This is a genomic window from Prevotella sp. tf2-5 (genome assembly GCF_900115435.1).
GTDB lineage: Bacteria > Bacteroidota > Bacteroidia > Bacteroidales > Bacteroidaceae > Prevotella.
Map to the genome: position 1 here is coordinate 1 of NZ_FOWK01000018.1, position 19,477 is coordinate 19,477.

The window sequence follows — 19,477 nt, forward strand, 5'->3', positions numbered from 1 at the left end:
CTAATTCCTAATTCCTAATTACTAATCCGAAGAATTATCAGGTGGTTATTGCGGCGGGGTCCCACCTCTTCCCATTCCGAACAGAGAAGTTAAGCCCGCCTGCGCCGATGGTACTGCAATGCAATGCGGGAGAGTAGGAGGCCGCCACTTTTTCACAGACGAGGCCCTGCGGATGCAATATCCGCGGGGCTTCTTCGTTTTTTTGAAATAAAGTCATTAACTTTGCAATATGAATCACCTAAAACGAATATATGTATGGCTTTATCGACTTCCATATTGTCGTGGCTTTGGAATACAGTCACCCACGGACTATGCGTTTGTCCGTTATGTGATAAACGAGCATTGGCCGTATTATGCCTATGATCGTTTGGGGCAATTGAGTAAAGGCTGGCTTGATAGAAAGATAGGAAGACTTTATTTTCGACTTGCTAATTGGCGACAGCCTTCTATGATGCGAATTGACCCATATGGTGCTTTTTTTACGGCAGGTTGCATGAAGACTAAGATGGTTCCAGAGGTTCAGCATATAGAGTTGGAGAGACTGGAAGTATTCGAGGATTATCGTGCGAAGATGGATATGATATATAATAAGGTGGATGACTCTTCCGTTGTAGTGATAGACAAAATCTATCGCGATATGGATTTTTGGCATGAGGTGGAAAAGGATTCTCGTACAAGTGTTACCTTTGACTTATATTATTGTGGCATTGTCTTCTTTGACAAGAAACGGCATAAAATGAATTATAAAGTAAATTTCTAAAGACTAACCGAAGATGAAAAAAATTACCAAAGTATATACCCGGCGTGGTGATGAGGGAAAGACGTCATTGGTAGGAGGACAACGAGTTAGCAAGGCAAGTATACGGTTAGAGTCGTATGGGACTGTTGATGAACTTAGTTCTCATCTTGGTTTGCTGGCTGCACTATTGCCAGAAGGGCATGACAAGGATATGGTAGAACGAATCCAGAACAACTTGTTTAATGTGTGTACCAATCTGGCAACAGATCAGGATCAGACCCCACTTTACCCTTCTGCTTATCTACCGGAAGGCGAGATAGAACGAGTAGAACAGGAAGTTGATGCCATTATGGAGATGCTTCCCGAGAAACAGGGTTTTGTACTACCCGGCGGTACAAAGGAAGCAGCCCAGGCACATGTTTGTCGTACGGTTTGCCGTCGTGCGGAAAGACGGATTGTCGAACTCGCTGCAAATGCTACAGTGTCACCAGAAGTGCTTCAATATGTGAACCGTTTGAGCGATTATTTGTTTGTTTTGGCTAAGAAGTTGAATTTTATTGCAGGGCATAGTGAAAAATTATGGCAGAATGCTTGTGATTAAGAAAAAAAATATTACTTTTGCGGTCAAATTCTAAAACTGATAAATTTGAAAGACTATGTATTGGACACTAGAATTAGCTTCAAAGCTTGAAGACGCTCCTTGGCCCGCTACCAAGGACGAACTTATAGATTATGCCATCCGTTCAGGTGCACCACTTGAAGTGTTGGAGAACCTACAAGAAATAGAGGATGAGGGTGATGTTTATGAAAGCATCGAGGACATCTGGCCAGATTATCCTACGAAAGAGGATTTCCTATTCAACGAGGATGAGTATTGATCATTTAATTCGGCTTAGAAAAGCGTAACTAATTGAAAATAAGCAGCATGGATAAATCAGCCAGATTTTCCATGTTGCTTTTTTCGGTCTTTTAGTGCCAAATTAACCGATCAAAAAAGGCATTTTTAGCCTTAAAATGAAAATAAAATGATCAATAATTTGTATCTTTGCAGTAACTTTCCGTAGGTGATCATATAATTTTCAAAACAAGTATGGGCAGAACAGCAAGAAACTATCCAAAAGGCAGGCTGAAACTGCGTACTCCAAGAGTTGTGCAGTCAAACAAGCGGTATCCTATCTACATTGAGTACAATTGGAATGCTGACTCTATGCGGAAGACTACGGAAGTCTCAGTTTTTCCTAAAGACTGGAATGAAAAGGGCTGTGGAGGAATAGGCGAGATACGTGCTACCACAGACTTAGACTACAAGTACTACAATACTGTGTTGCATAAACGCCTTGCTGGTATTGATGCCAAGATAGTGCAATACTATGAGGCAAATGGACATATTACAGGTGAGGTGATACGTGCTTTCCTCGATGACAACTTTGAGTTATTGCGGGCTGATAGTGGTAAGGACTTCGTAGAATTTGCAAAAGGCTTAATCCAAACCAAATTTGATAAGGGAAAGATCGCAGTAAGTACACGTGAAAATGGCATTTCTGCAATAAACAAGTTTTCAGAGTTTCTTCTAATGACAGGAAAAGGAACACATGGTACAGATAATGAACTAATCTATGTTGGTGAGATTAATGAGGAGTTGATATGTGATTTTCGTGCATGGCGATTGAAAGCTAAAAGGAAACCGTCAGCTATTAACAAAAGTATGACTCCTATATTTCAGGCTTGCGAACAGGCTGCACAACTGGGGTATCTCTCAAAAGAAGTCAATGCAAGTATTAAGGACTTATATCTGAAAGAGGAAGACGATATAGATGCAGAGGACAAGGATCTTCGTTATTTGAAGAGGGAAGAACTGGAAATGTTGGTTAAGAAGTACGATACTATTACACAGCCACGCCGCAAAGAGTTCCTTGAAATGTTCCTGTTCTCCTTTCATGCTTGTGGCTTGCGTCTCGTTGATGTCATGACATTAAGGTGGAAAGATATAGACTTCAAAAAGAAAGAAATTAAGAAAATCCAAGTAAAGACTCGTAACCGCAATACAATCCCACTAAGTGAACCTGTTAATCGTATCCTTGATAAATGGAAAGACCGTAATAAAGTCTATGTGTTCGACTTGTTGAGTGAAGACTTTGACCTTACAGATGGCGAAGCTATTTATAAGCGACGTAATTCTTGGAATAACACTATCAATACGGCCTTAAAAGCCATTGGAGAGGAATTGGGATGGAATATTAAACTGACCTTCCATGCCGCCCGACATACTTGGGCCGTTTTGGCTTTGGCCGGTGGTGCAGACGTCAGTGCGATAAGCCGATTGTTAGGTCATACTTCAACAGGCGTAACGGAAAAAGTTTATGCAGAGTTCCTGCCTGAGACTTTGTCATCGGTCGTTGATAAACTAGGCTTTGACTTCTTGCCAGATATAGAAAAGCGCTAAATAATACTGAAAGTTACACTTTAATGTATTGATACGCCTCGCCGTATCAATATTATCACTATCTTTGCTTGTAGAAGTTAGACAGATAAAGCAAAGAAAATGGATGTGGTGATATTCGGTCGCGTATCAACGTTGATACAGGACTATGACAGACAGGTAAACGAACTGACAGCTATTTGTACACAAAGAGGCTGGTCGGTTCGTTCTGTTTTTACAGAGAAGATAAGCGGTGCCAAGAAGAATGCTGAGCGAAAAGAGCTTAGCAGAATGATAGACTATATCAAGGCGCAGCATATTGACAAAGTATTGGTAACAGAACTGAGTAGGTTGGGGCGTGACACCCTCCAAGTTTTACAAGTCATCGAGACTTTGAACGACATGAAAGTGTCTTTGTATATCCAGAACTATAATATTGAGACTTTGAATGAAGATGGGAAAGTCAACGCAATGTCTCAGTTTCTTATTACTATTCTTGCTGAGATTGCCAGAATGGAGCGTAAGACTATTCGTGAACGTATGAACAGCGGTTACAAGAACTATAGGGAACAGGGTGGTGTCGTTGGTCGCAAACGGGGATATACTAAGAGCGAAGATCAGATGAAACAACAATATAGTCAGGAAATCAAATTGCTTAGAAAGGGTCTTAGTCTGCGAGAAGTCAGCAAATTGACGGGACATTCAGTGAATACGATTAGAAAAGTCTCCCACTTCGTTTAAACTTTCTTAAATAAATCCACAAAATGCGAATAATGACAGACAAAATAACTATATTTGTATTGCATTTTTGTATGCCTTCGGGTGTATGGGTTTGCAAGCTCCGCGCCGAAGCCACTTAAAAGTGGCGGTTGGTAGAGGGCTAACATAGTGGTAAAAGCGTTTGCTGACGCTTGGTTTAGGACTTTCTGAAACTTCGAACACTTCGGTCTATCCTCGAACCATGCAACGGTAGATGCTCATGGGTATGTAATATCAAGTCCGTATTATATCTTTTTGGTATGTTGGGCGCAGTATATCTACATACGGCGTGGGGTCTTCGTTGCTCGTTTCGGATAGACGGGTAAGTTCGAAGACCTCAGAAAGTGGAACGGGCAACAGTGAGGGTTCCACGCTTTTGGTGTATGAGACTTCCGTTTCTGCATGTTTTCCAATAATAACGTCTGGAAAGGGACTGAAGGACAGAACAAAAAGAACTATGTCCTATCAGATCTCACCTACGACTCAAAGTCTAATTGATTTGATTTTAAGAAATACCGAGATACGAGAGGCATTTATCGTGTTTTTCGACCAATCTCGAAATGATTTATTTTTTCCTGCTTTGGAAGAACAAATACACGAACAATGTGAAAAAGACTATATCTTTCAAGTTTTAGAACGGGCAAAAGAAACAGAACAAGAGGCTTCTGATAAACGTAAAATAGCCCAATTAGAATACGAAAATAATATCACAATAGATATTTCAAAGTATGGAGCAGGAGAAACTAGATCAACTGATTAAATCAGCAAATGAGGGGGAGGCTTCTTCACAATATGATTTAGCCACTTATTATAAAGACATTGAAGACTATTTCAATGCTTTGGTTTGGTACATCAAGGCTGCAGAACAAGGATATGAAAAAGCCTTGGAGGTATTGTATGCACCTATAGAGATTGAAGATAAACCAAAGATAGTAGAAATAAAGCCTTTGTATGTTATCAAGGAGGAAGAAGAAATTAGGCGTAAAACTACTATTTTAGCATTAGTGGAAGCTGTTGAACGTCATAAACGTAAGAAGGAAGAAGAAACGAAACGAATAGAATTGGAACGAATAAGACGTTTGGCAGAAGCAGAGAATGCTAAAAATGCTAAACGTAGAGCTGAAGAAGCGGCAAGACTTAAAGCTGCCGAAGAAGAAGCTAGAAGACTTGAAGAAGAAAAGGCTCGACAGAAAGCCGAAGAAGCAAGAATAAAAGCCGAAGAAGAAGCAAAACGAAAGGCAGAGGAGGAAGCAAAACGAAAGGCAGAGGAGGAAGCAAAACGAAAGGCAGAGGAGGAAGCAAAACGAAAGGCGGAAGAGGAAGCCAAACGAAAGGCGGAAGAGGAAGCAAAACGAAAGGCAGAGGAGGAACACAATCTGCTAATAAAGCATATAAAGAAGAATTCAAATAATAGGATTCAGGCTTTCCTTGAAGACATGGTTTATGTTCAAGGGAAAGAGACTATTATGCGTGATTCTAATAAAAATGCATATGTAAAGAAAATGGAGGACTTCTTAATAAAAAAGAACGTTGTTTCTTGGGATGATTTTAAAGCTCTTTTTATATATAAATTAAACAGTGTAGCCGATATACATAGTTTCATTGATCTGATGTCGGAAGTGACTGGATATCATTTCTCCTTGCCTTCAAAGGACCAGCTTGTCTACGCCCTGCGAGGGGGAATAAACTGCACTGATGCATATGAGTATTCCGATAGACTAATCAATCTTTCTTCAGAAAAATACCATAATGAACGTACGGAGACATCCGAAGAAATAATTGTTGATTATTCATCTATTGAAATAAGGTATAATATTCCTGATTGGGATACACATACTTTTAGAGTCGTTTGCAATGACCTATCACTTATTGAGACTTACAAAAAAGCTGCAGAAGAAGAAGCAAGAAGAATTGAAGAAGAGGCCAGAATAAAAGCTGAAGAAGAGGCCAGAATAAAAGCTGAAGAAGAGGCTGCGAGAAAACTTGCGGAAGATAAAGTTCGCTTTGCCCCATACATCAATAGTCTATTTAATAATATGATATTTGTTGAAGGAGGCGAAATTCGTGTAAACAGAATAAAGGGTATTAACATACAGACACATACTGTTGTCGTAGATGATTTCTGCATTCTTAGGGGTGTTGTGAATCATGATGCAGTCTCTAAATTCCTTTATAGTAGCATCGAGAAAAACGAATATGAATGTTTTTCAGAGAAAGTAGTAAAAGACTTTTGTCATAAGTTCTCTCGTATAGTAGGAATGGAGTTCTATGTACCAACAAGAGAACAACTTGAGGGGGCGTACAATGCTCGACCATATGCGATGTCCGCGCCACCTCATTCCAGAGAATGGCTTGATGGAGGCGGCTATTTGGGCTATTCTTCAATTTTGCAGGTTAATGATGCCAAAACGGAAGGAGCGACATTCAGAATTGTAACGACTGATGCCAATTTCATTTCTGAACTCAAACAGAAAAACAATTGGAAATCTGTTGTAAATGAATTCTTGTCTATCCAAGAATCCTATGAATATAAACATGGACTATTCTTTGGGGATAAGCGTAAAATTACAATAATTACCCAACCGATAACTCGGCGAGTGTGGAACTCTATAATGAATCATAATGGCGAAATGGAACTAAACTCTAATGAGTTAGTCCCCAAAAATGAATTAGGCGATTTCTTACAGAAACTTAATGAAAGTGATATAGACTTGTCACAGTTTGACTATCTTCATAATAATTCATATGCTTATGTCGCATTATCTGCAAGGAAATTGATTGATAACAAAGGTGTTTATTTATATATAAAAGACTAGAACAATATGGCAACGACAATAGCAGCAATGGATTTGATTGCCAAAGCTCTGGAGCAAAAGATTCGGGCAATTCAGGCAAATAGTAAGGAAGAACAAGATGAAAATGTAAATGAGATTGAAGATTCATTAGCTTCTATGCTTTCTGAATTACGGAAAATAAAACCTGAGATGTATCCTCTTTTTATTAGGCGTCAAGGCGACTTCTTATCACAAGCAGAAGACACAGCTTCAAAGATATGCATAAGATCGAAAGACACTTCCAATCTCAATTTTGTTTATTCTGGCAATATTATTAATGTTGTTGGCAGAGTTTTTTATGGTGTGCCAAAGTTTATAGACTTTGGAAAAGCCCCTCATGTCCTTATAACGCCTTATAATAATGACAATGAAGAAGAAAGTGCCATACAAAAAATGATAGAATTTGTATTATGGTGTATGATGTCAATGCCGCGAGGAAAAGTTAGAATCAATATAGTTAATTTACAATGGTCTGACAAAGCTAATTTTCTAAACCAGAATCTTCCAGACGATCTCTGCCATGTTTATTTGGAAGAAGAAGAAACGTTGCAATTCATAGGTGAGATGTATAATAGAATAAAATCTTTTTTAAAATACGGAAAGGTTTTGTCAGATCAGTTTCCCGTTGAACTTATAATCCTGCTTGATTATCCAAAAGGATATGGGCAACTAACAGAATCTCTAAAATCGATTATTGAAAGAGGTGGTCAAGCAGGCATTCATTTTATAGTTCTCGATGATTTACGTTGTTTATTAGGAGATATAAAAGAAGGCGAACACAAACCTTATGATATTTTAAGTCAAAAGGATCGGTATTTTCAGAATCTTCCCACACAGAATACCGGTCCTCAAAGAAAATGTTGGGATAGTGGTATTTCAGTGTATTTCATCAACGACGGTAACGGTAAGGAAAAGATTCAAGAGATATTCTTTGATTATTTAAAAGGGATTTCGGTACAAAAGGAAAATGGCAAAGCTATCCTGCATAATGCAAACACAAAAACAGAAGAAATAAGTATGTCTAGTAGTCTCGGCGACTTATCTGTTTCTGTAGGCAAGAAAGAAGATGGTGTTCCTATAGACTTTATGCTGGATACTGTTAGCCATGTCCATGCTTTTGTTTTGGGACAGTCCGGCTCTGGTAAGTCCGTTTTCCTGCATAGCGTTTTGATAGAGCTTATCAAGAAGTATCGCCCTTCTGACCTTTGTCTATATTTACTTGACTTCAAGTTAGGTGGTGTGGAATTTAATCGCTATCGTGACATAAAACACGTAAAAGCACTGCTTGTTGACAATAGCGACATACAGATTACTTTGGAAATACTGCGAGACCTTAGCATTCAGATGAGGGAGCGCGGAAAGATGTTGCGTGAAGCTGGTGTCTCGAACATTCAGGAATATAACCAAAAGTATCCCAACCTACATCTTCCTCAGATTCTGTTTGTTGCAGATGAATGCCACGAGCTGTTTAATATGCAGGGACGTGGTAGCAGAATGGTAAAACAGGAGATACAGTCAATTATTACAAAAATAGCAAAGGAAGGTCGCAGTCAAGGCGTTCATCTCTTACTTGCTACTCAAACATTGGCTGGAGCAGAAATATCCAATGAGATACTCAATAACATAACAGATCACTATCTCTTAAAGTGTTCTATTGCCGATTCTGAGAAAATGGTAAGAGACAGCAGCCGCATTACAGCCAATCAACAAGTCGGACAAGTCTTTTATCATCACACGGAGTCTCAATACCAATTCTTGTCTACTTATATGCCTAAAGAGCAATTGGACAAGACTATACAGGACGTAATAAGTAAGACTTCGGATTTGTCAAGTAATGGCCAGTTCTATTTCAGTGGTGCCCAAATTTTCAATATGGATGCTTCTGTTATAGAATCTGTCAGTTCGAAACAAGGAAACAACCCTGTTGCTATTTTGGGACGAGGCATTTCTTTAAATCAAGAGCCTTTGGAAATTGCTTTAAAGCGTGATTTCAGTGAGAATATTTTGTTGTTTGGTATAGACGAGGATCACCAAGTAACACGCACAACAATAGCGGCATTATTATCTCTGATTATTTCGTATAAGCAGAAAGGGATTGACGCACAAATAAAAGTAATTGATTGCGGAAATGATGATGATGCAGATTATCTTAATATCTTGGATAACCTTGAAGATAAAGGTTTATGTCAGGTTATAGCGAGAAGAGAAAGAGCTTTAGAATTGAGGAAACTTGCAGAGAGTATCGCCAATGAAAACGCTATACCTACAATACTTGTTATCATAGGACAAGAACGTTTTCGTGAGTTGAAACTTAATTTGGAAATAAAAGATGCTACGGAATCAGAGGAGCAATCTAGTAGCAATGATGGAATGGTGAATGTGTTTGCTGGATTGAATTTCTCTTCATCACTTTCCGGGAATGGGAAGCAGATAGATGTTAGCAATTTTGAGAAGGCTATGAGGTACATATTAGAAAACGGACCAGAACAAGGTGTTCATACTATTCTGCAAATAGATAAACCATCGAAATTGTTGTTCCAGGAATTTGTTTCGTCAAAAGTTGTTTTCTCCATGTTTAAACATATTGTTATGCTGCGTTCGGAAGAAAAAACAGCAATGACGCTGGGACTGAGTGATGACATACGTCTTGAAGATTTAAGTAGTGAACCAGAAAGACTACGAGCTTACTATTATTCTGAAGAAGATGACTCTTATCAGTTGTTTTCTCCCTATATTCTTCCTACAGAAAATGAATTAAATAACATTTTAAAGCAGTTATAATTATGGCACAAGATGCAGGAGTAAAAGATCTCGGACAACTTCGTCAATTCGGACGGAACCTGAATATCGCAAGTGGAAATTTGACTCAATTGTTTCAGCAATTGACACAGCAAATGCATCAAGTATGCGACTCTTGGCAAGATGATCAAAACAGAACTTTTATGGGTGATTTTGAGCAAAAGAAAAATGAGATCGACAGAATTGCTCAGCAAATGCAACAGTATTCTGAATTTATTAATCGTTCGTGTGATATTCTTGAACAGTATAAAAGTCACAGACTATAAATAGGTGAACAAGTGAATGATGTAAGTGTAAAACAAACAGATGTATTGCGACAATATGCAGCAATGCTACAGAAGTTTGGCAGTTCGCAGATTGCGCTTTGTGTGGCTCTTCAACGTAAGGCGGAGAAGAAAAGAGAAGAACTTAGTTCTTTTATCCGCGACATAGATAGGAGACAAAATTCTCTTCAAGAAAAAGTCCACGAACTCAAAGTCCGTTACGACGAAGCACGCGGGGAACTTGAATCAACGTCTGAAGTCCTTCTGGGAAACAGTGACGAAGAAGCTGAATTGAGACTTCATGAGTACACTGCTGCTGTGTCAGAAATAAGAAACAAGGTTCGTGCTGCAGAAGCGAAAATCGATGATTTTGTTCAGCGTATAAGAGCATATACGGACAATGTTACTACGGCGACATCAGAAGGTGCTGCAAATCTAATGCAACAGGCAGAGATAATTGAACAATATAAAAGCAAATAATAAATGGCTATTGGTAATTTATTTCTTTCTATACTTGATGGTTTTGCAAACGACCGGCTGACATTAAGTCGCTGCAATGATGTTCTTTTCAGTAACTGGAACGACACTAACGCAGAGGCCTTCCAAAACAGGTTTATCAACAATATCGGTAACAATTGCGGTTCTTTTCTAAGAGATATTGAGACATTCTCTGAGGAACTTAGCGCGATATACAAGGATATAGAAGAAAGCAGAAATCAGTTGGATGTGCTATATCAAGAGGTAATGGAAATATGTAGAAATCCAAGCATTCAAGGATGTACGCTATATCACGCAAAAGGTGCCATTGCTATGGGAAGCGGACCTGACTATCAAGGAATAAGAGGTTTTGTCTTAACAAGAGAGGAAAGTGCAATGGGATTGCAGCATGACGATCCGCAATTGATGTCTATCGCCGAAAGTCGTTGTACTACGATGAGAGAGATAAAAGAAATATTTTTGGTTAAACCATTATAATAAAGAGATTATGGAAACAAAAGATTTTGAACAGGCATTGCCAGATATTCTCAAAAGAATAGGCATGAGCGATAATGGTTATTTCAAGACAGAGAACTCCGCCATTGTAAGAGTACCGGAAGGGTTTGACTTCAAGGGCATCGTCGAGAAAGAACTTGAAAAGTCCGGAGTTAACATCATCTATGTCGACTGTAAAATGGATGATCCACAATCTATTGTTGCCAAGATGAATGAAGCAGGCTGGGTTGGCTCAGTATGGGGAGACGATGTAAGGAAAGCCGAACTACATAAAGCAGAAAAAGTTATCTCCATTTTGTTGTTAGACCACTTCTCTGAACTAGAAGATAAGGGAACAAGGATGTATATTGAAAGTGTCCTGAAAGTCAATAACGACAACCATATATGTGGCAAAAAGAACATTCCTGTCATACTGACGTTTAGCAGTGATGAGGGTATGAGATTCTTCTATAACAATACTAGCATTACGATTATAGACGAAAACTATTGGTAATGAAAATCCTGTTAGTATCTCTTACTTTGCTACTCACAATAGCATTGGTGTGTAGTCCGCTCTACCTGGTGTATGCGGGTATGGTATTCTACAATGACCATATCTGGATGAAGGTTCTGTTGGTGGTAGTAGGACTTGTACTGTGCAGAATGGTGAAGCCCATTTCAGTCATAACAGGTAAGGACCTCAAAATCTTCTGATTATGATATCTACAGTATTGTGGATACTCGGTATAGGCGGTCTCATGCTTCTTGTCTTTGCTATTAGCGAGGGCATAGGGGAGATATTTGGACATATACAAGAAATCGTAGGTGGTCTTGTTGCTGGCATTATGAGTCTTATATTGGGACCTTTTCCTTTTTTACTGAAAATCCTAATAGGTGGTGCTATTGTAGTAGGTAGTTTCTATTTAGTATACATCCATTTCAAATGGTATTGGCTGTTGTTGGTTGGCTATATTTGGTTTGCGGCCTTTGTTGAGAGGGAAGAGATGTGAATATATAAAAAGCATATGGAAGTAAGACAATTAAAACCCAGGAAGTCTCCAAAAGTCAGGAAAATAGTCTATATAGACGAGACTTGTTTACGATATAAGGCTGATGCATATGGAGTTGTTGATTGGCTGGCAGAATACTTTGATGTCTATATAGTCAAGGCAGACGGGCTTATACATCTTTTGCGTGGCGACTATCTGATAAGTCCGATTAAACATAGCCCTCCATTTCATGGTGAATGGTTAAGCTTTCTGTACAAGGATGTAAAAGACCAGAAAAGGCCACAAATAGACTGGCAATATATAAAAGAATATTTTATAGAAGTTGTAAAACGAGGCGAAAACATGGATGATGCAGATAATGACATGACTGTATTGTCTATGTTGAGAAGTCAACTTCGCTACGAAGACGAGATTACTTGAATAAAAACGATGTTTTTTCGATTGTTTCTGCTACCTTCGCAGAGGTAGAACTTTAAATAATAACGATTATGGCAAAACTGTTAATAGGCGTTGACATCAATCATAAAGAATGTGATCTAGACTTCTGTATAGACTTACCCGATGAAGTGATTGAGCAGGTTGACTACATGTATAAAAGAGCATTAGAAAAGTCTGGCATGGACGAAGACACTTTTGGTCCCACTTATTATGAACAACTGAAAAAGGAAGATAAGGAATTGGCAGACTTGCTTGAAACTGCTGTTTATTTGACGTTGGAGCGCATCATGCGTTATGATAGCTTAGATGAACGCGTACTTGCTATGGACCGATTTTACAAGCAAGACAAGGATGGTAATTGGTACCAAGTATTCTCAATCGACAATGAAATAGACATAGATTTGGCAGACTTTCCAAGATTTTTATAGGGATCATTCTACTTTTTACATTTTGGTCATTTACGATTATATTGTAGAGTGGGTGTAATATATTATCCTAAATGACCAAGATAAAAAAATAAATGTATGAAGATTAGTTCAACAGAAAACATAGAATTGCATGATAAACTCTTTAAGGATTGGGATAACTATGACAAATGGTCTCCATTCCTAAAAGAGTTCCAACAGCAATATAAAGACAAATGTAAAGGATTACCTGCAGGTCTGTTAGGTGTTGACATGCTGTTTGTGAACGACGAACTGAAAGACGAGTTCTTGGAATGGGTAAATCATAAGGTAAAGTAGAATCAGAAGAATGAAGCAGTTTGATAGGGTAAAAGACGATGATGAATACCAGTACATAATAGATAGTGAACTGGCTATGTGTGGGGATGATATGATAATGGGTGTCATCAAAGACTGGGAAAATCGTTATAATGAGTGCGAGCATATTACTAATATGCTGGTCTTTGACGATGACGACAGAGACATTGATGAACACTATGTCGTATACACAAAGGATGGAAAGCATTTATTGAATTGCCTAAACACCTTTAAAGAGGCAGAATATACAGTAAGAGAGGGAGTAACCACTATCTGTGATGATGCATTTTTCTGGAGAGCCAATCAGGAGCAACGAATTACACTATATATACCACACTCGGTTAAGGTTATTGGTGAGAATATCTTTGGTGATGGTGGAGGCAGAATAATTGTTATTGATTAATTTTTCGGAAAGCAGCGATATATCTCTTTTTTTTCGTATCTTTGTGGTCAAATAGTATGGCTAAAAGCATAAGGCAATGAAGAAAAAAATACGTATTGGGTTGAGTATCAACAAAAGGTACTATGATCCTGCTTTCCTTATATCTATGAATGTAAGGGACATTAAGCGCATTGAAAAGGTGTATAAATGTGGCTTGAAAAAAACCGGTTTGGAAAGAGATGAATACGATAAAGACTTCTATAAACAATTAGAAAAGGATCATCCAGAACTATCCAAAATAGTATATGATGCTGTTTGGAATGTTTTATGCAGCTATTGGGCAGAAAAAAGGGTGGATCCATGTGTTCAGGCTTTAAACTTTAGCGAATACCATTTTAAAGATGGCTTTTTTACTGTAGCTCCACTTAAAGATAACAATGAACTGGAAATAGAGTTGCTGAGATTTCCGACATATTCTGCCAATCAGAAAACCGTAAAGGAACTGAAGAAGTTTCTTTCATCATTAGGAGCCAAGAAATTTCGTATTGGAAGATTTTGTGATGATTATGACATGATGTTTAATCGCTTTCATCTGTTTATTAATGAAAAAGGAAAGTTAATTACGATAGAAACTATAGACTATCCGTATAAAGAAGGGGAAGAACCTAATCAGAAAGACAAGGAGTATTACGACATTACAGGAGAAACTTTTCTTGATAGAGTCCTTTCATTACCACAAAAATACGATAATTACTATTTGTTCATTTCCTGTGTATGTGAGGATTATACAAAAAGGGTTAGTAAGGTTTTAGATTTTTGTGCAATATCTCCAGTTGAGGAAGCTGATGGTGTTGGCATATCCTTTATGGGTGTAGATGATTATGATTTTGCGGAAGAAGATAATCGTTATTATACACATTTCATAATAGAAGACCCTTTGGCAGAGGAACTCGTAAAGAACTGGGAATTTGAAACTCTGCTTAATTGTTGTGAGAGGTATTCTGTCAAAAATAACAAAGAGGAACCTTGGGATTACCATGTTATAAAGTTGGAAGATGAAAATATACATGTGGAATTGTGGTCGGATTTGTACTTAAGCAATCTATGCATACTGGCCTTAAGTTCATTGTATAATGGTGTTTATTTTATGCGTTCGCATTTTTGTGGAGTTTTCCGCGGCTATAGTCAAAGTCCAGATGAACTAGATGAAGATGGATGGTTCTCTGATTCTAATATAGTTATCACGAATGATGTAAACAACAAATACTATGATCCCTTCTATATAAATGTTTATTTTGCCAACCTGTCTGACAATCAGGTAAAGTTTGGCAAAAAGACATCAGGAGGAGAGAATACATATAAGATAAAGGTGAAAACACAAAAAGAGTTTATGGATTATCTGGCAGGCGTATATTATCAATTTGTTGACGATTTCAATGAGCAAAGAGGTGATATTGCGGAGGCCGTACAAATGGTTTACATATCCAATTTGAAGGATTTGATAACAAAGAACTATATAGAAATATGTGGTATGAAAACCATAAGGACTATCTATAACGAGGTTATCAAAACAACCTGGAAAGCTAACATGGGACATATTTTCTCTATAGACGAGTAATGACAAAGACTTCCATTCATAAAAACAAAGCTTCGTGGTTCCAGATATGAGAAAACCACGAAGCCCAAAAGATACTGCTGTTATTAAGTTATTCTATATCATCATAGCCATACAACACGTCACCAGCCCATCCCATATATCCTGGATAATAATCGTCCCTAAGTCCTTTACGGGTTACAACACACTTTTGGTTTTTGATGCGTTTATAGAAGTGGATCCCAAAATTGGGAGGGGAATCATAACTGGCGCTAATGTCGAAATAGATGCCTTCTGCCTTATAAATATATTTTTGTTTTTCGAGATTATACACTTGATGGATTTCTACATCATCACTATGGAGATGAATGCCAAAGTAGTCTTGCGTAGCACTAATCCATGCAACATCTTTACCATGTATGATATAAAATTTGTTTTCTTCAAGATATATCTGATCCATAATCTTTTTTACATACCATTCATGAGACGAATCGTTATCGTCAAAGAATTGTTCGTGATAGACCTCATTATAGTAGTCGAGATCATATTTTTCATACTCTTTCTGCAAGTCTGCGGGTAGATTATGGAAAGAACCGTCATATTCTTTATCGAAGTCTATACCCTTCTCTTCAAGGAAATAATATATGTCATCACTGTCGACAACACCCATGAATGCGTTTTCAATGGTTACATAATCTGTTGCCAATAACACATCGGTTTCCTTATCCCTGATTTCGAAATCGAAACAGGCATCACATCCAAAGAAACTAACGTCTTTCAATTCGAACTCTTTTATTTGGATTCGAACATTTTCTTTGCTGTATTTTTTTATCTTCTTTTTCATTGTCTTTTCTTTAATTGTTTGACATTCTTTTTTGTCTATGATATTCCCTACTCTTACGCTGCACTTCTGCTTTATGCTTTTCGTAATGTCTCCGTGAGTACTCTCGTTTTTTAAGAACTTTTACTTCTTCTGGAGACTTACCACAATACTCACCAAACGAATTTGGATAATGCTTGATTAACGAAGTGAAAATGGCAGTTAAAACATCGACAACGATAGAGTTCCCTGCTCTGCCATATAAGGTGTAATCGGAAACCTTACGATATTTTCCACCAATTGTCATAAGACTGGTTACCTGTTCTTCTGTATATCCTTCTTTTGCCAATGCTTCGTAAGCGTTCAACATTCGTTCAATATACATATCCTCAACTCCCATAAATCTTAGGCATTCTTTGGGGGTCAGTTGCCTGATTCTCAGGTATTGATTGTCTTCGAGATTGTCTATAATGGATAGAATCCTTTTACTACCATAGGGCTTCTTCTTAGCTTTAGGATTTTGACTACATGGTTTTTCGTCTTTCAATTCTATTGGCTGAATCCCTTTTTCACCTTCCCAGACTTCCACTACACATGGCAATCCTTCTTGTCTGCAACTGGCATAAGCGCTCAAATTAGTACAACCACAGCCTGTTTGCAAAGTTGGTATTGCTCCATTCTTTGTAAGTGGTGTAACTGTAGATGATATTTTCCCAGTAAACTGACTCGAAAAATATTTTGTAGGGTGCTCATACTCATGTTTAACGGAACAGGTGTATCCATCACAAGCATTTCGAAGAAGATCAATATAAGTATTGACCATCTCAACGCTTAGATAATACTTATCATCAACATTGTCTTCCAAAAGGTCCTCTGGCTTTACAGTTAACTTCTTGGCTTTAGGCCATTGGAAGGCAAAATCCTTTTCATTATCAATACGCATAGAAATCATGAAAATCCTGTTTCGATTTTGAGGAACTCCAAAGTCTGCCGAGTTCAGCACCTTGAAGAAACTGACATAACCATAACTGGCTATTGTTCTTGCCCATTTTATTAATGTCGTTTCGTTCTTAGGGTCCAAATAACCCTCAACATTCTCCAGGACGAGCCATTTTGGACGTTTATATGCTATTGCTTTTTCTACAGCCCAGACTAAAGAAGACTTTGTGCCAGAGTCCTTTTCAAAACCTTCGCGACGACCAGATCTGCTGGCACTTTGGCACGGGCTTGAATAGAATAGGACATCGAAAAAAGGTATCATATCCCAATCTATCTTTGTCACATCAGGATAACATTTATCCGCGTATTCTGGGAAAACGAGATTATGTACGAGTTGAACATAGGGGTCTATGTCGCTCCATCCAACAAGTTCTACATCAAAGTGTTTCTTTGAGTTCTTTACTGCATTAAGAATTCCCATCAACTGTGAATCGTACCCACTAAACAGGGTGAATAATTTAATACTACTCATGTTTTATTATTCTATTGTAATTATACAGTCTGAAAGCAGATATTGGCTTTCAGACTGTTTGGTAAATAATTAAGCTGCTGTATCAAATGATGACATCAGGTAGTTCTCAATAGAGTTTATGTCAATGACAGTTGAGATTGAGTCTCGTGTCTTATCTGAGATTGCAGCGCAAACTAATAGGTTCATAATCGTTGTACGCACTCCTTTCCTGAGAGCAGTATTATCTGCATAGTTGCTAATATTCAGCACTTTTGAAATGCTGGAGAGCAAACTAAAAGTAACAAGATTACCTTTGATACTTGTAGTTACAACGTCATTTGTCAAAGATTTAATTTCTGACTCCAAAGAAGCTCCTTTCATCTTCAAGTAGAAGAGAATGTCTTCTGATGAAGTTGCATAAGTCATTATAGTTGATGTAATGGCTTGAACTGTATCGCTGAATGACAGTTGTCCGTGCATTGTCTGGCAGACTTCTTTCATAACAGGTGCGTCAGTGACAGATACATTAACGTCAACAGATTGGTCTAGAGACTCAGACGATACGCTTAGTATCATTTCCCGTCCTTTGTTATACATGTCCATGATTGCATCTTCCAATTTGTGGTAGTCGAGTTTACCTGGTGTCCGCTTCCATAGGCTTGAACCATTGAACAAGTATTCGTTGGACTTACAGTGTGCAGCACAGTAAAGTGAGTCATCGTGCATACTGCAATGATTCTCATCCGTAGGACTGCCAGATGCAAGTTTCTTCGTGACGGTTATCATGTTCAATGAAGTGTCTTGGATAGCTTTCACAAAAGTATCATTGTCCGCATCCTTATTAATAATAGCAGTTTCCTGTATGCTCTTAGCCAACTTACGGGCTGCGGAATCAGAGAGACATAAAAATTTTATGTTCTCTTGGGTAAGGATGTTGTTATCGATGAAGGTGCTCGCATTGAGCCTAATGTTATCTGCATGTGTTCCTTCTTCATAGCAGTAACTTGTGTTGATAACTGGTGCCATTGCTGGAGATTGTTCTGTCTGTGCCATACCATTATTATTTTTAATGTTAGAATTGTTGCTTGAATTGTGAGAGTCTGTCAAGGTGTCTGTTTTCGAGGTTTGCTTCCCCTCGTAAACAGAGAACTTTATCTTTCCGTTCGCTTGGGGTACGCCCTGATAAACAGTATTACCAGTGCTGTCCGAGATATAAAAGGAAGCCCTGCTACCTGAAACATCTTGTGACAACAAGGATTCATATTCATTGAGAGTTGCCGTATAAGATGTTTCTGCATCTGGGTAGAATCTTATCGGTCCGCTTGTCTTGCCTATTCTGAGATATGTGAAGTATCCGTCCGAATAGTTCATATACTTGGAGACATTCTCCTTTTCGATGGCATGAGACTCAGAAGAAAGTCTCAAGGTGCCACTCCCTTGCTCTGTTATTGCAGGCTCACTATATGTTGGAGCCTGTGTTATTGAATTTTTCTTCATCTTTTTTAAATTTATGGCTCTTTTAAAGCAATCAAGGAGAGTGTGCACCCTGCTCCGCGATTGCCTTTACTTAAGTCGGTTAATTACTCGCCGTTTTGACTTGAAGCCCTTTAACGACATTTTTATCGTAGTCATAAAAGATTTTGATTTAAGTGTAACATGTTACCATTCTCATTATGAAGTCTGGGACTTCGTTTTTATTGATGAAAGTTCTTAAGGTGATTTGTTTCTGTTCATACGCATATATTATTAATAAGGTGTCTTGGAATAATCTAAAAGATTAAATCGAGTCGTATAAAGTGTATCACGAAACCGTGTTATAAGATTAAAGTGATACACATTTGATATTGATGCGCTGTGCGCTTCTTTTTAATTATGGTCCTCTTGACATCTTCTTTTATATGGATACACTAGTGTCCACTAAAAATTAGCGGAGATGTTTGTAAGTTATTTAAATATAGAGTTTTAGAGCGAGAAATTGACGGTGACGATTTGAATTGACTATCTTTGCTATCCAAAAGCAAATCAGTCATTCGATGAACACCGGAAAATATATCTTTGCTCAGCTCATAGAGTTCTTGCCACAGAGAATTTTTGATAGAATTGTAATGAAATACGAAGGGAACAAATACGTGAAGCATTTCACATGCTGGAACCAGTTGCTCGTCATGATGTTCGGGCAGCTGAGCAATCGTGACAGCCTTCGTGATCTGACCAGTATTATTTCTGCGCATTCCAAT

23 protein-coding genes and 1 rRNA gene are annotated in these 19,477 nt (G+C 38.1%); 21 read left to right on the top strand and 3 right to left on the bottom strand.

The features are described from left to right. Positions 1-37 precede the first annotated feature (37 nt). The 20 genes from rrf (at position 38) to BM257_RS14290 (ending at position 14,994) form a co-directional block, all read left to right on the top strand. Positions 38-150 (top strand): 5S ribosomal RNA (rrf, locus tag BM257_RS14200). A gap of 79 nt (positions 151-229) precedes the next feature. Continuing rightward, positions 230-760, top strand: a complete 531-nt coding sequence (locus tag BM257_RS14205; protein ID WP_092074040.1) for a hypothetical protein — start codon at positions 230-232, stop codon at positions 758-760. A gap of 13 nt (positions 761-773) precedes the next feature. Beyond that, positions 774-1,340, top strand: coding sequence for a cob(I)yrinic acid a,c-diamide adenosyltransferase (locus BM257_RS14210; RefSeq protein ID WP_092074042.1), 567 nt, complete (start codon positions 774-776; stop codon positions 1,338-1,340). Between the two features lie 55 nt (positions 1,341-1,395). After that, positions 1,396-1,617: a DUF2795 domain-containing protein gene (locus tag BM257_RS14215; protein WP_021852076.1), complete on the top strand. Its 222-nt coding sequence runs from the start codon at positions 1,396-1,398 to the stop codon at positions 1,615-1,617. Between the two features lie 212 nt (positions 1,618-1,829). After that, the gene (locus BM257_RS14220; protein WP_092074044.1) at positions 1,830-3,182 is read left to right on the top strand and encodes a tyrosine-type recombinase/integrase; all 1,353 of its coding nucleotides are present in this window, start codon (positions 1,830-1,832) and stop codon (positions 3,180-3,182) included. A 99-nt stretch (positions 3,183-3,281) separates the two neighbouring features. Further along, positions 3,282-3,899: a recombinase family protein gene (locus tag BM257_RS14225; protein ID WP_092074046.1), complete on the top strand. Its 618-nt coding sequence runs from the start codon at positions 3,282-3,284 to the stop codon at positions 3,897-3,899. Between the two features lie 475 nt (positions 3,900-4,374). Further along, positions 4,375-4,677 carry a hypothetical protein gene (locus BM257_RS14230; protein ID WP_092074048.1) on the top strand — a complete coding sequence of 101 codons (303 nt, stop codon included), beginning with the start codon at positions 4,375-4,377 and terminating at the stop codon, positions 4,675-4,677. Next, positions 4,646-6,733, top strand: coding sequence for an SEL1-like repeat protein (locus BM257_RS14995; protein WP_177216142.1), 2,088 nt, complete (start codon positions 4,646-4,648; stop codon positions 6,731-6,733). The genes BM257_RS14230 and BM257_RS14995 overlap by 32 nt, the downstream gene beginning before the upstream one ends. A gap of 6 nt (positions 6,734-6,739) precedes the next feature. After that, positions 6,740-9,532, top strand: coding sequence for an FtsK/SpoIIIE domain-containing protein (locus BM257_RS14240; protein WP_092074050.1), 2,793 nt, complete (start codon positions 6,740-6,742; stop codon positions 9,530-9,532). Between the two features lie 2 nt (positions 9,533-9,534). Further along, the gene (locus BM257_RS14245) at positions 9,535-9,816 is read left to right on the top strand and encodes a WXG100 family type VII secretion target (RefSeq protein WP_092074052.1); all 282 of its coding nucleotides are present in this window, start codon (positions 9,535-9,537) and stop codon (positions 9,814-9,816) included. A gap of 12 nt (positions 9,817-9,828) precedes the next feature. After that, a complete protein-coding gene (locus BM257_RS14250) occupies positions 9,829-10,293 on the top strand; it encodes a hypothetical protein (protein WP_143096881.1) in 465 nt (154 codons plus the stop codon). A 3-nt stretch (positions 10,294-10,296) separates the two neighbouring features. Next, complete coding sequence (locus tag BM257_RS14255; RefSeq protein ID WP_092074056.1) at positions 10,297-10,788, top strand: hypothetical protein; 492 nt, start codon at positions 10,297-10,299, stop codon at positions 10,786-10,788. A 10-nt stretch (positions 10,789-10,798) separates the two neighbouring features. Beyond that, on the top strand, positions 10,799-11,299 hold the full coding sequence (locus tag BM257_RS14260; protein WP_092074058.1) for an ATP-binding protein: 501 nt from the start codon (positions 10,799-10,801) through the stop codon (positions 11,297-11,299). Further along, positions 11,299-11,499 carry a hypothetical protein gene (locus tag BM257_RS14655; protein ID WP_143096882.1) on the top strand — a complete coding sequence of 67 codons (201 nt, stop codon included), beginning with the start codon at positions 11,299-11,301 and terminating at the stop codon, positions 11,497-11,499. The genes BM257_RS14260 and BM257_RS14655 overlap by 1 nt, the downstream gene beginning before the upstream one ends. Positions 11,500-11,501: 2 nt before the next feature. Beyond that, on the top strand, positions 11,502-11,795 hold the full coding sequence (locus BM257_RS14265) for a hypothetical protein (RefSeq protein ID WP_092074060.1): 294 nt from the start codon (positions 11,502-11,504) through the stop codon (positions 11,793-11,795). Between the two features lie 15 nt (positions 11,796-11,810). Next, positions 11,811-12,215 (top strand): hypothetical protein, encoded by a 405-nt coding sequence (locus BM257_RS14270; RefSeq protein WP_092074062.1) that lies wholly within the window; start codon positions 11,811-11,813, stop codon positions 12,213-12,215. A 68-nt stretch (positions 12,216-12,283) separates the two neighbouring features. Beyond that, positions 12,284-12,661, top strand: a complete 378-nt coding sequence (locus BM257_RS14275) for a hypothetical protein (protein ID WP_092074064.1) — start codon at positions 12,284-12,286, stop codon at positions 12,659-12,661. Between the two features lie 96 nt (positions 12,662-12,757). After that, positions 12,758-12,976: a hypothetical protein gene (locus tag BM257_RS14280; RefSeq protein ID WP_143096883.1), complete on the top strand. Its 219-nt coding sequence runs from the start codon at positions 12,758-12,760 to the stop codon at positions 12,974-12,976. Positions 12,977-12,986: 10 nt separating this feature from the next. Further along, complete coding sequence (locus BM257_RS14285; protein ID WP_092074068.1) at positions 12,987-13,397, top strand: hypothetical protein; 411 nt, start codon at positions 12,987-12,989, stop codon at positions 13,395-13,397. Positions 13,398-13,473: 76 nt separating this feature from the next. Then, the gene (locus tag BM257_RS14290) at positions 13,474-14,994 is read left to right on the top strand and encodes a hypothetical protein (RefSeq protein WP_092074070.1); all 1,521 of its coding nucleotides are present in this window, start codon (positions 13,474-13,476) and stop codon (positions 14,992-14,994) included. An 88-nt stretch (positions 14,995-15,082) separates the two neighbouring features. On the opposite strand, the gene BM257_RS14295 is transcribed toward BM257_RS14290, so the two are convergent. The 3 genes from BM257_RS14295 to BM257_RS14305 form a co-directional block, all read right to left on the bottom strand. Continuing rightward, positions 15,083-15,814 carry a hypothetical protein gene (locus BM257_RS14295; protein WP_092074072.1) on the bottom strand — a complete coding sequence of 244 codons (732 nt, stop codon included), beginning with the start codon at positions 15,812-15,814 and terminating at the stop codon, positions 15,083-15,085. 10 nt (positions 15,815-15,824) lie between these two features. Beyond that, positions 15,825-17,261, bottom strand: a complete 1,437-nt coding sequence (dcm, locus tag BM257_RS14300) for a DNA (cytosine-5-)-methyltransferase (RefSeq protein WP_092074074.1) — start codon at positions 17,259-17,261, stop codon at positions 15,825-15,827. A 69-nt stretch (positions 17,262-17,330) separates the two neighbouring features. Next, positions 17,331-18,737 carry a hypothetical protein gene (locus BM257_RS14305; protein ID WP_092074076.1) on the bottom strand — a complete coding sequence of 469 codons (1,407 nt, stop codon included), beginning with the start codon at positions 18,735-18,737 and terminating at the stop codon, positions 17,331-17,333. Between the two features lie 536 nt (positions 18,738-19,273). Here BM257_RS14305 and BM257_RS14310 point away from each other — a divergent pair. Further along, positions 19,274-19,477, top strand: a 204-nt coding sequence (locus BM257_RS14310) for a DUF4372 domain-containing protein (RefSeq protein ID WP_143096884.1), incomplete at its 3' end; no start/stop codon positions are given.

What these genes read in the sequence shown, in the direction of transcription:
- BM257_RS14205 (WP_092074040.1), top strand. Translation starts at nt 230, where the DNA reads ATGAATCACCTAAAACGAATATATGTATGGCTTTATCGACTTCCATAT.
- BM257_RS14210 (WP_092074042.1), top strand. Translation starts at nt 774, where the DNA reads ATGAAAAAAATTACCAAAGTATATACCCGGCGTGGTGATGAGGGAAAG.
- BM257_RS14215 (WP_021852076.1), top strand. Translation starts at nt 1,396, where the DNA reads ATGTATTGGACACTAGAATTAGCTTCAAAGCTTGAAGACGCTCCTTGG.
- BM257_RS14220 (WP_092074044.1), top strand. Translation starts at nt 1,830, where the DNA reads ATGGGCAGAACAGCAAGAAACTATCCAAAAGGCAGGCTGAAACTGCGT.
- BM257_RS14225 (WP_092074046.1), top strand. Translation starts at nt 3,282, where the DNA reads ATGGATGTGGTGATATTCGGTCGCGTATCAACGTTGATACAGGACTAT.
- BM257_RS14230 (WP_092074048.1), top strand. Translation starts at nt 4,375, where the DNA reads ATGTCCTATCAGATCTCACCTACGACTCAAAGTCTAATTGATTTGATT.
- BM257_RS14995 (WP_177216142.1), top strand. Translation starts at nt 4,646, where the DNA reads ATGGAGCAGGAGAAACTAGATCAACTGATTAAATCAGCAAATGAGGGG.
- BM257_RS14240 (WP_092074050.1), top strand. Translation starts at nt 6,740, where the DNA reads ATGGCAACGACAATAGCAGCAATGGATTTGATTGCCAAAGCTCTGGAG.
- BM257_RS14245 (WP_092074052.1), top strand. Translation starts at nt 9,535, where the DNA reads ATGGCACAAGATGCAGGAGTAAAAGATCTCGGACAACTTCGTCAATTC.
- BM257_RS14255 (WP_092074056.1), top strand. Translation starts at nt 10,297, where the DNA reads ATGGCTATTGGTAATTTATTTCTTTCTATACTTGATGGTTTTGCAAAC.
- BM257_RS14260 (WP_092074058.1), top strand. Translation starts at nt 10,799, where the DNA reads ATGGAAACAAAAGATTTTGAACAGGCATTGCCAGATATTCTCAAAAGA.
- BM257_RS14655 (WP_143096882.1), top strand. Translation starts at nt 11,299, where the DNA reads ATGAAAATCCTGTTAGTATCTCTTACTTTGCTACTCACAATAGCATTG.
- BM257_RS14265 (WP_092074060.1), top strand. Translation starts at nt 11,502, where the DNA reads ATGATATCTACAGTATTGTGGATACTCGGTATAGGCGGTCTCATGCTT.
- BM257_RS14270 (WP_092074062.1), top strand. Translation starts at nt 11,811, where the DNA reads ATGGAAGTAAGACAATTAAAACCCAGGAAGTCTCCAAAAGTCAGGAAA.
- BM257_RS14275 (WP_092074064.1), top strand. Translation starts at nt 12,284, where the DNA reads ATGGCAAAACTGTTAATAGGCGTTGACATCAATCATAAAGAATGTGAT.
- BM257_RS14280 (WP_143096883.1), top strand. Translation starts at nt 12,758, where the DNA reads ATGAAGATTAGTTCAACAGAAAACATAGAATTGCATGATAAACTCTTT.
- BM257_RS14285 (WP_092074068.1), top strand. Translation starts at nt 12,987, where the DNA reads ATGAAGCAGTTTGATAGGGTAAAAGACGATGATGAATACCAGTACATA.
- BM257_RS14290 (WP_092074070.1), top strand. Translation starts at nt 13,474, where the DNA reads ATGAAGAAAAAAATACGTATTGGGTTGAGTATCAACAAAAGGTACTAT.
- BM257_RS14295 (WP_092074072.1), bottom strand. Translation starts at nt 15,814, where the DNA reads ATGAAAAAGAAGATAAAAAAATACAGCAAAGAAAATGTTCGAATCCAA.
- dcm (WP_092074074.1), bottom strand. Translation starts at nt 17,261, where the DNA reads ATGAGTAGTATTAAATTATTCACCCTGTTTAGTGGGTACGATTCACAG.
- BM257_RS14305 (WP_092074076.1), bottom strand. Translation starts at nt 18,737, where the DNA reads ATGAAGAAAAATTCAATAACACAGGCTCCAACATATAGTGAGCCTGCA.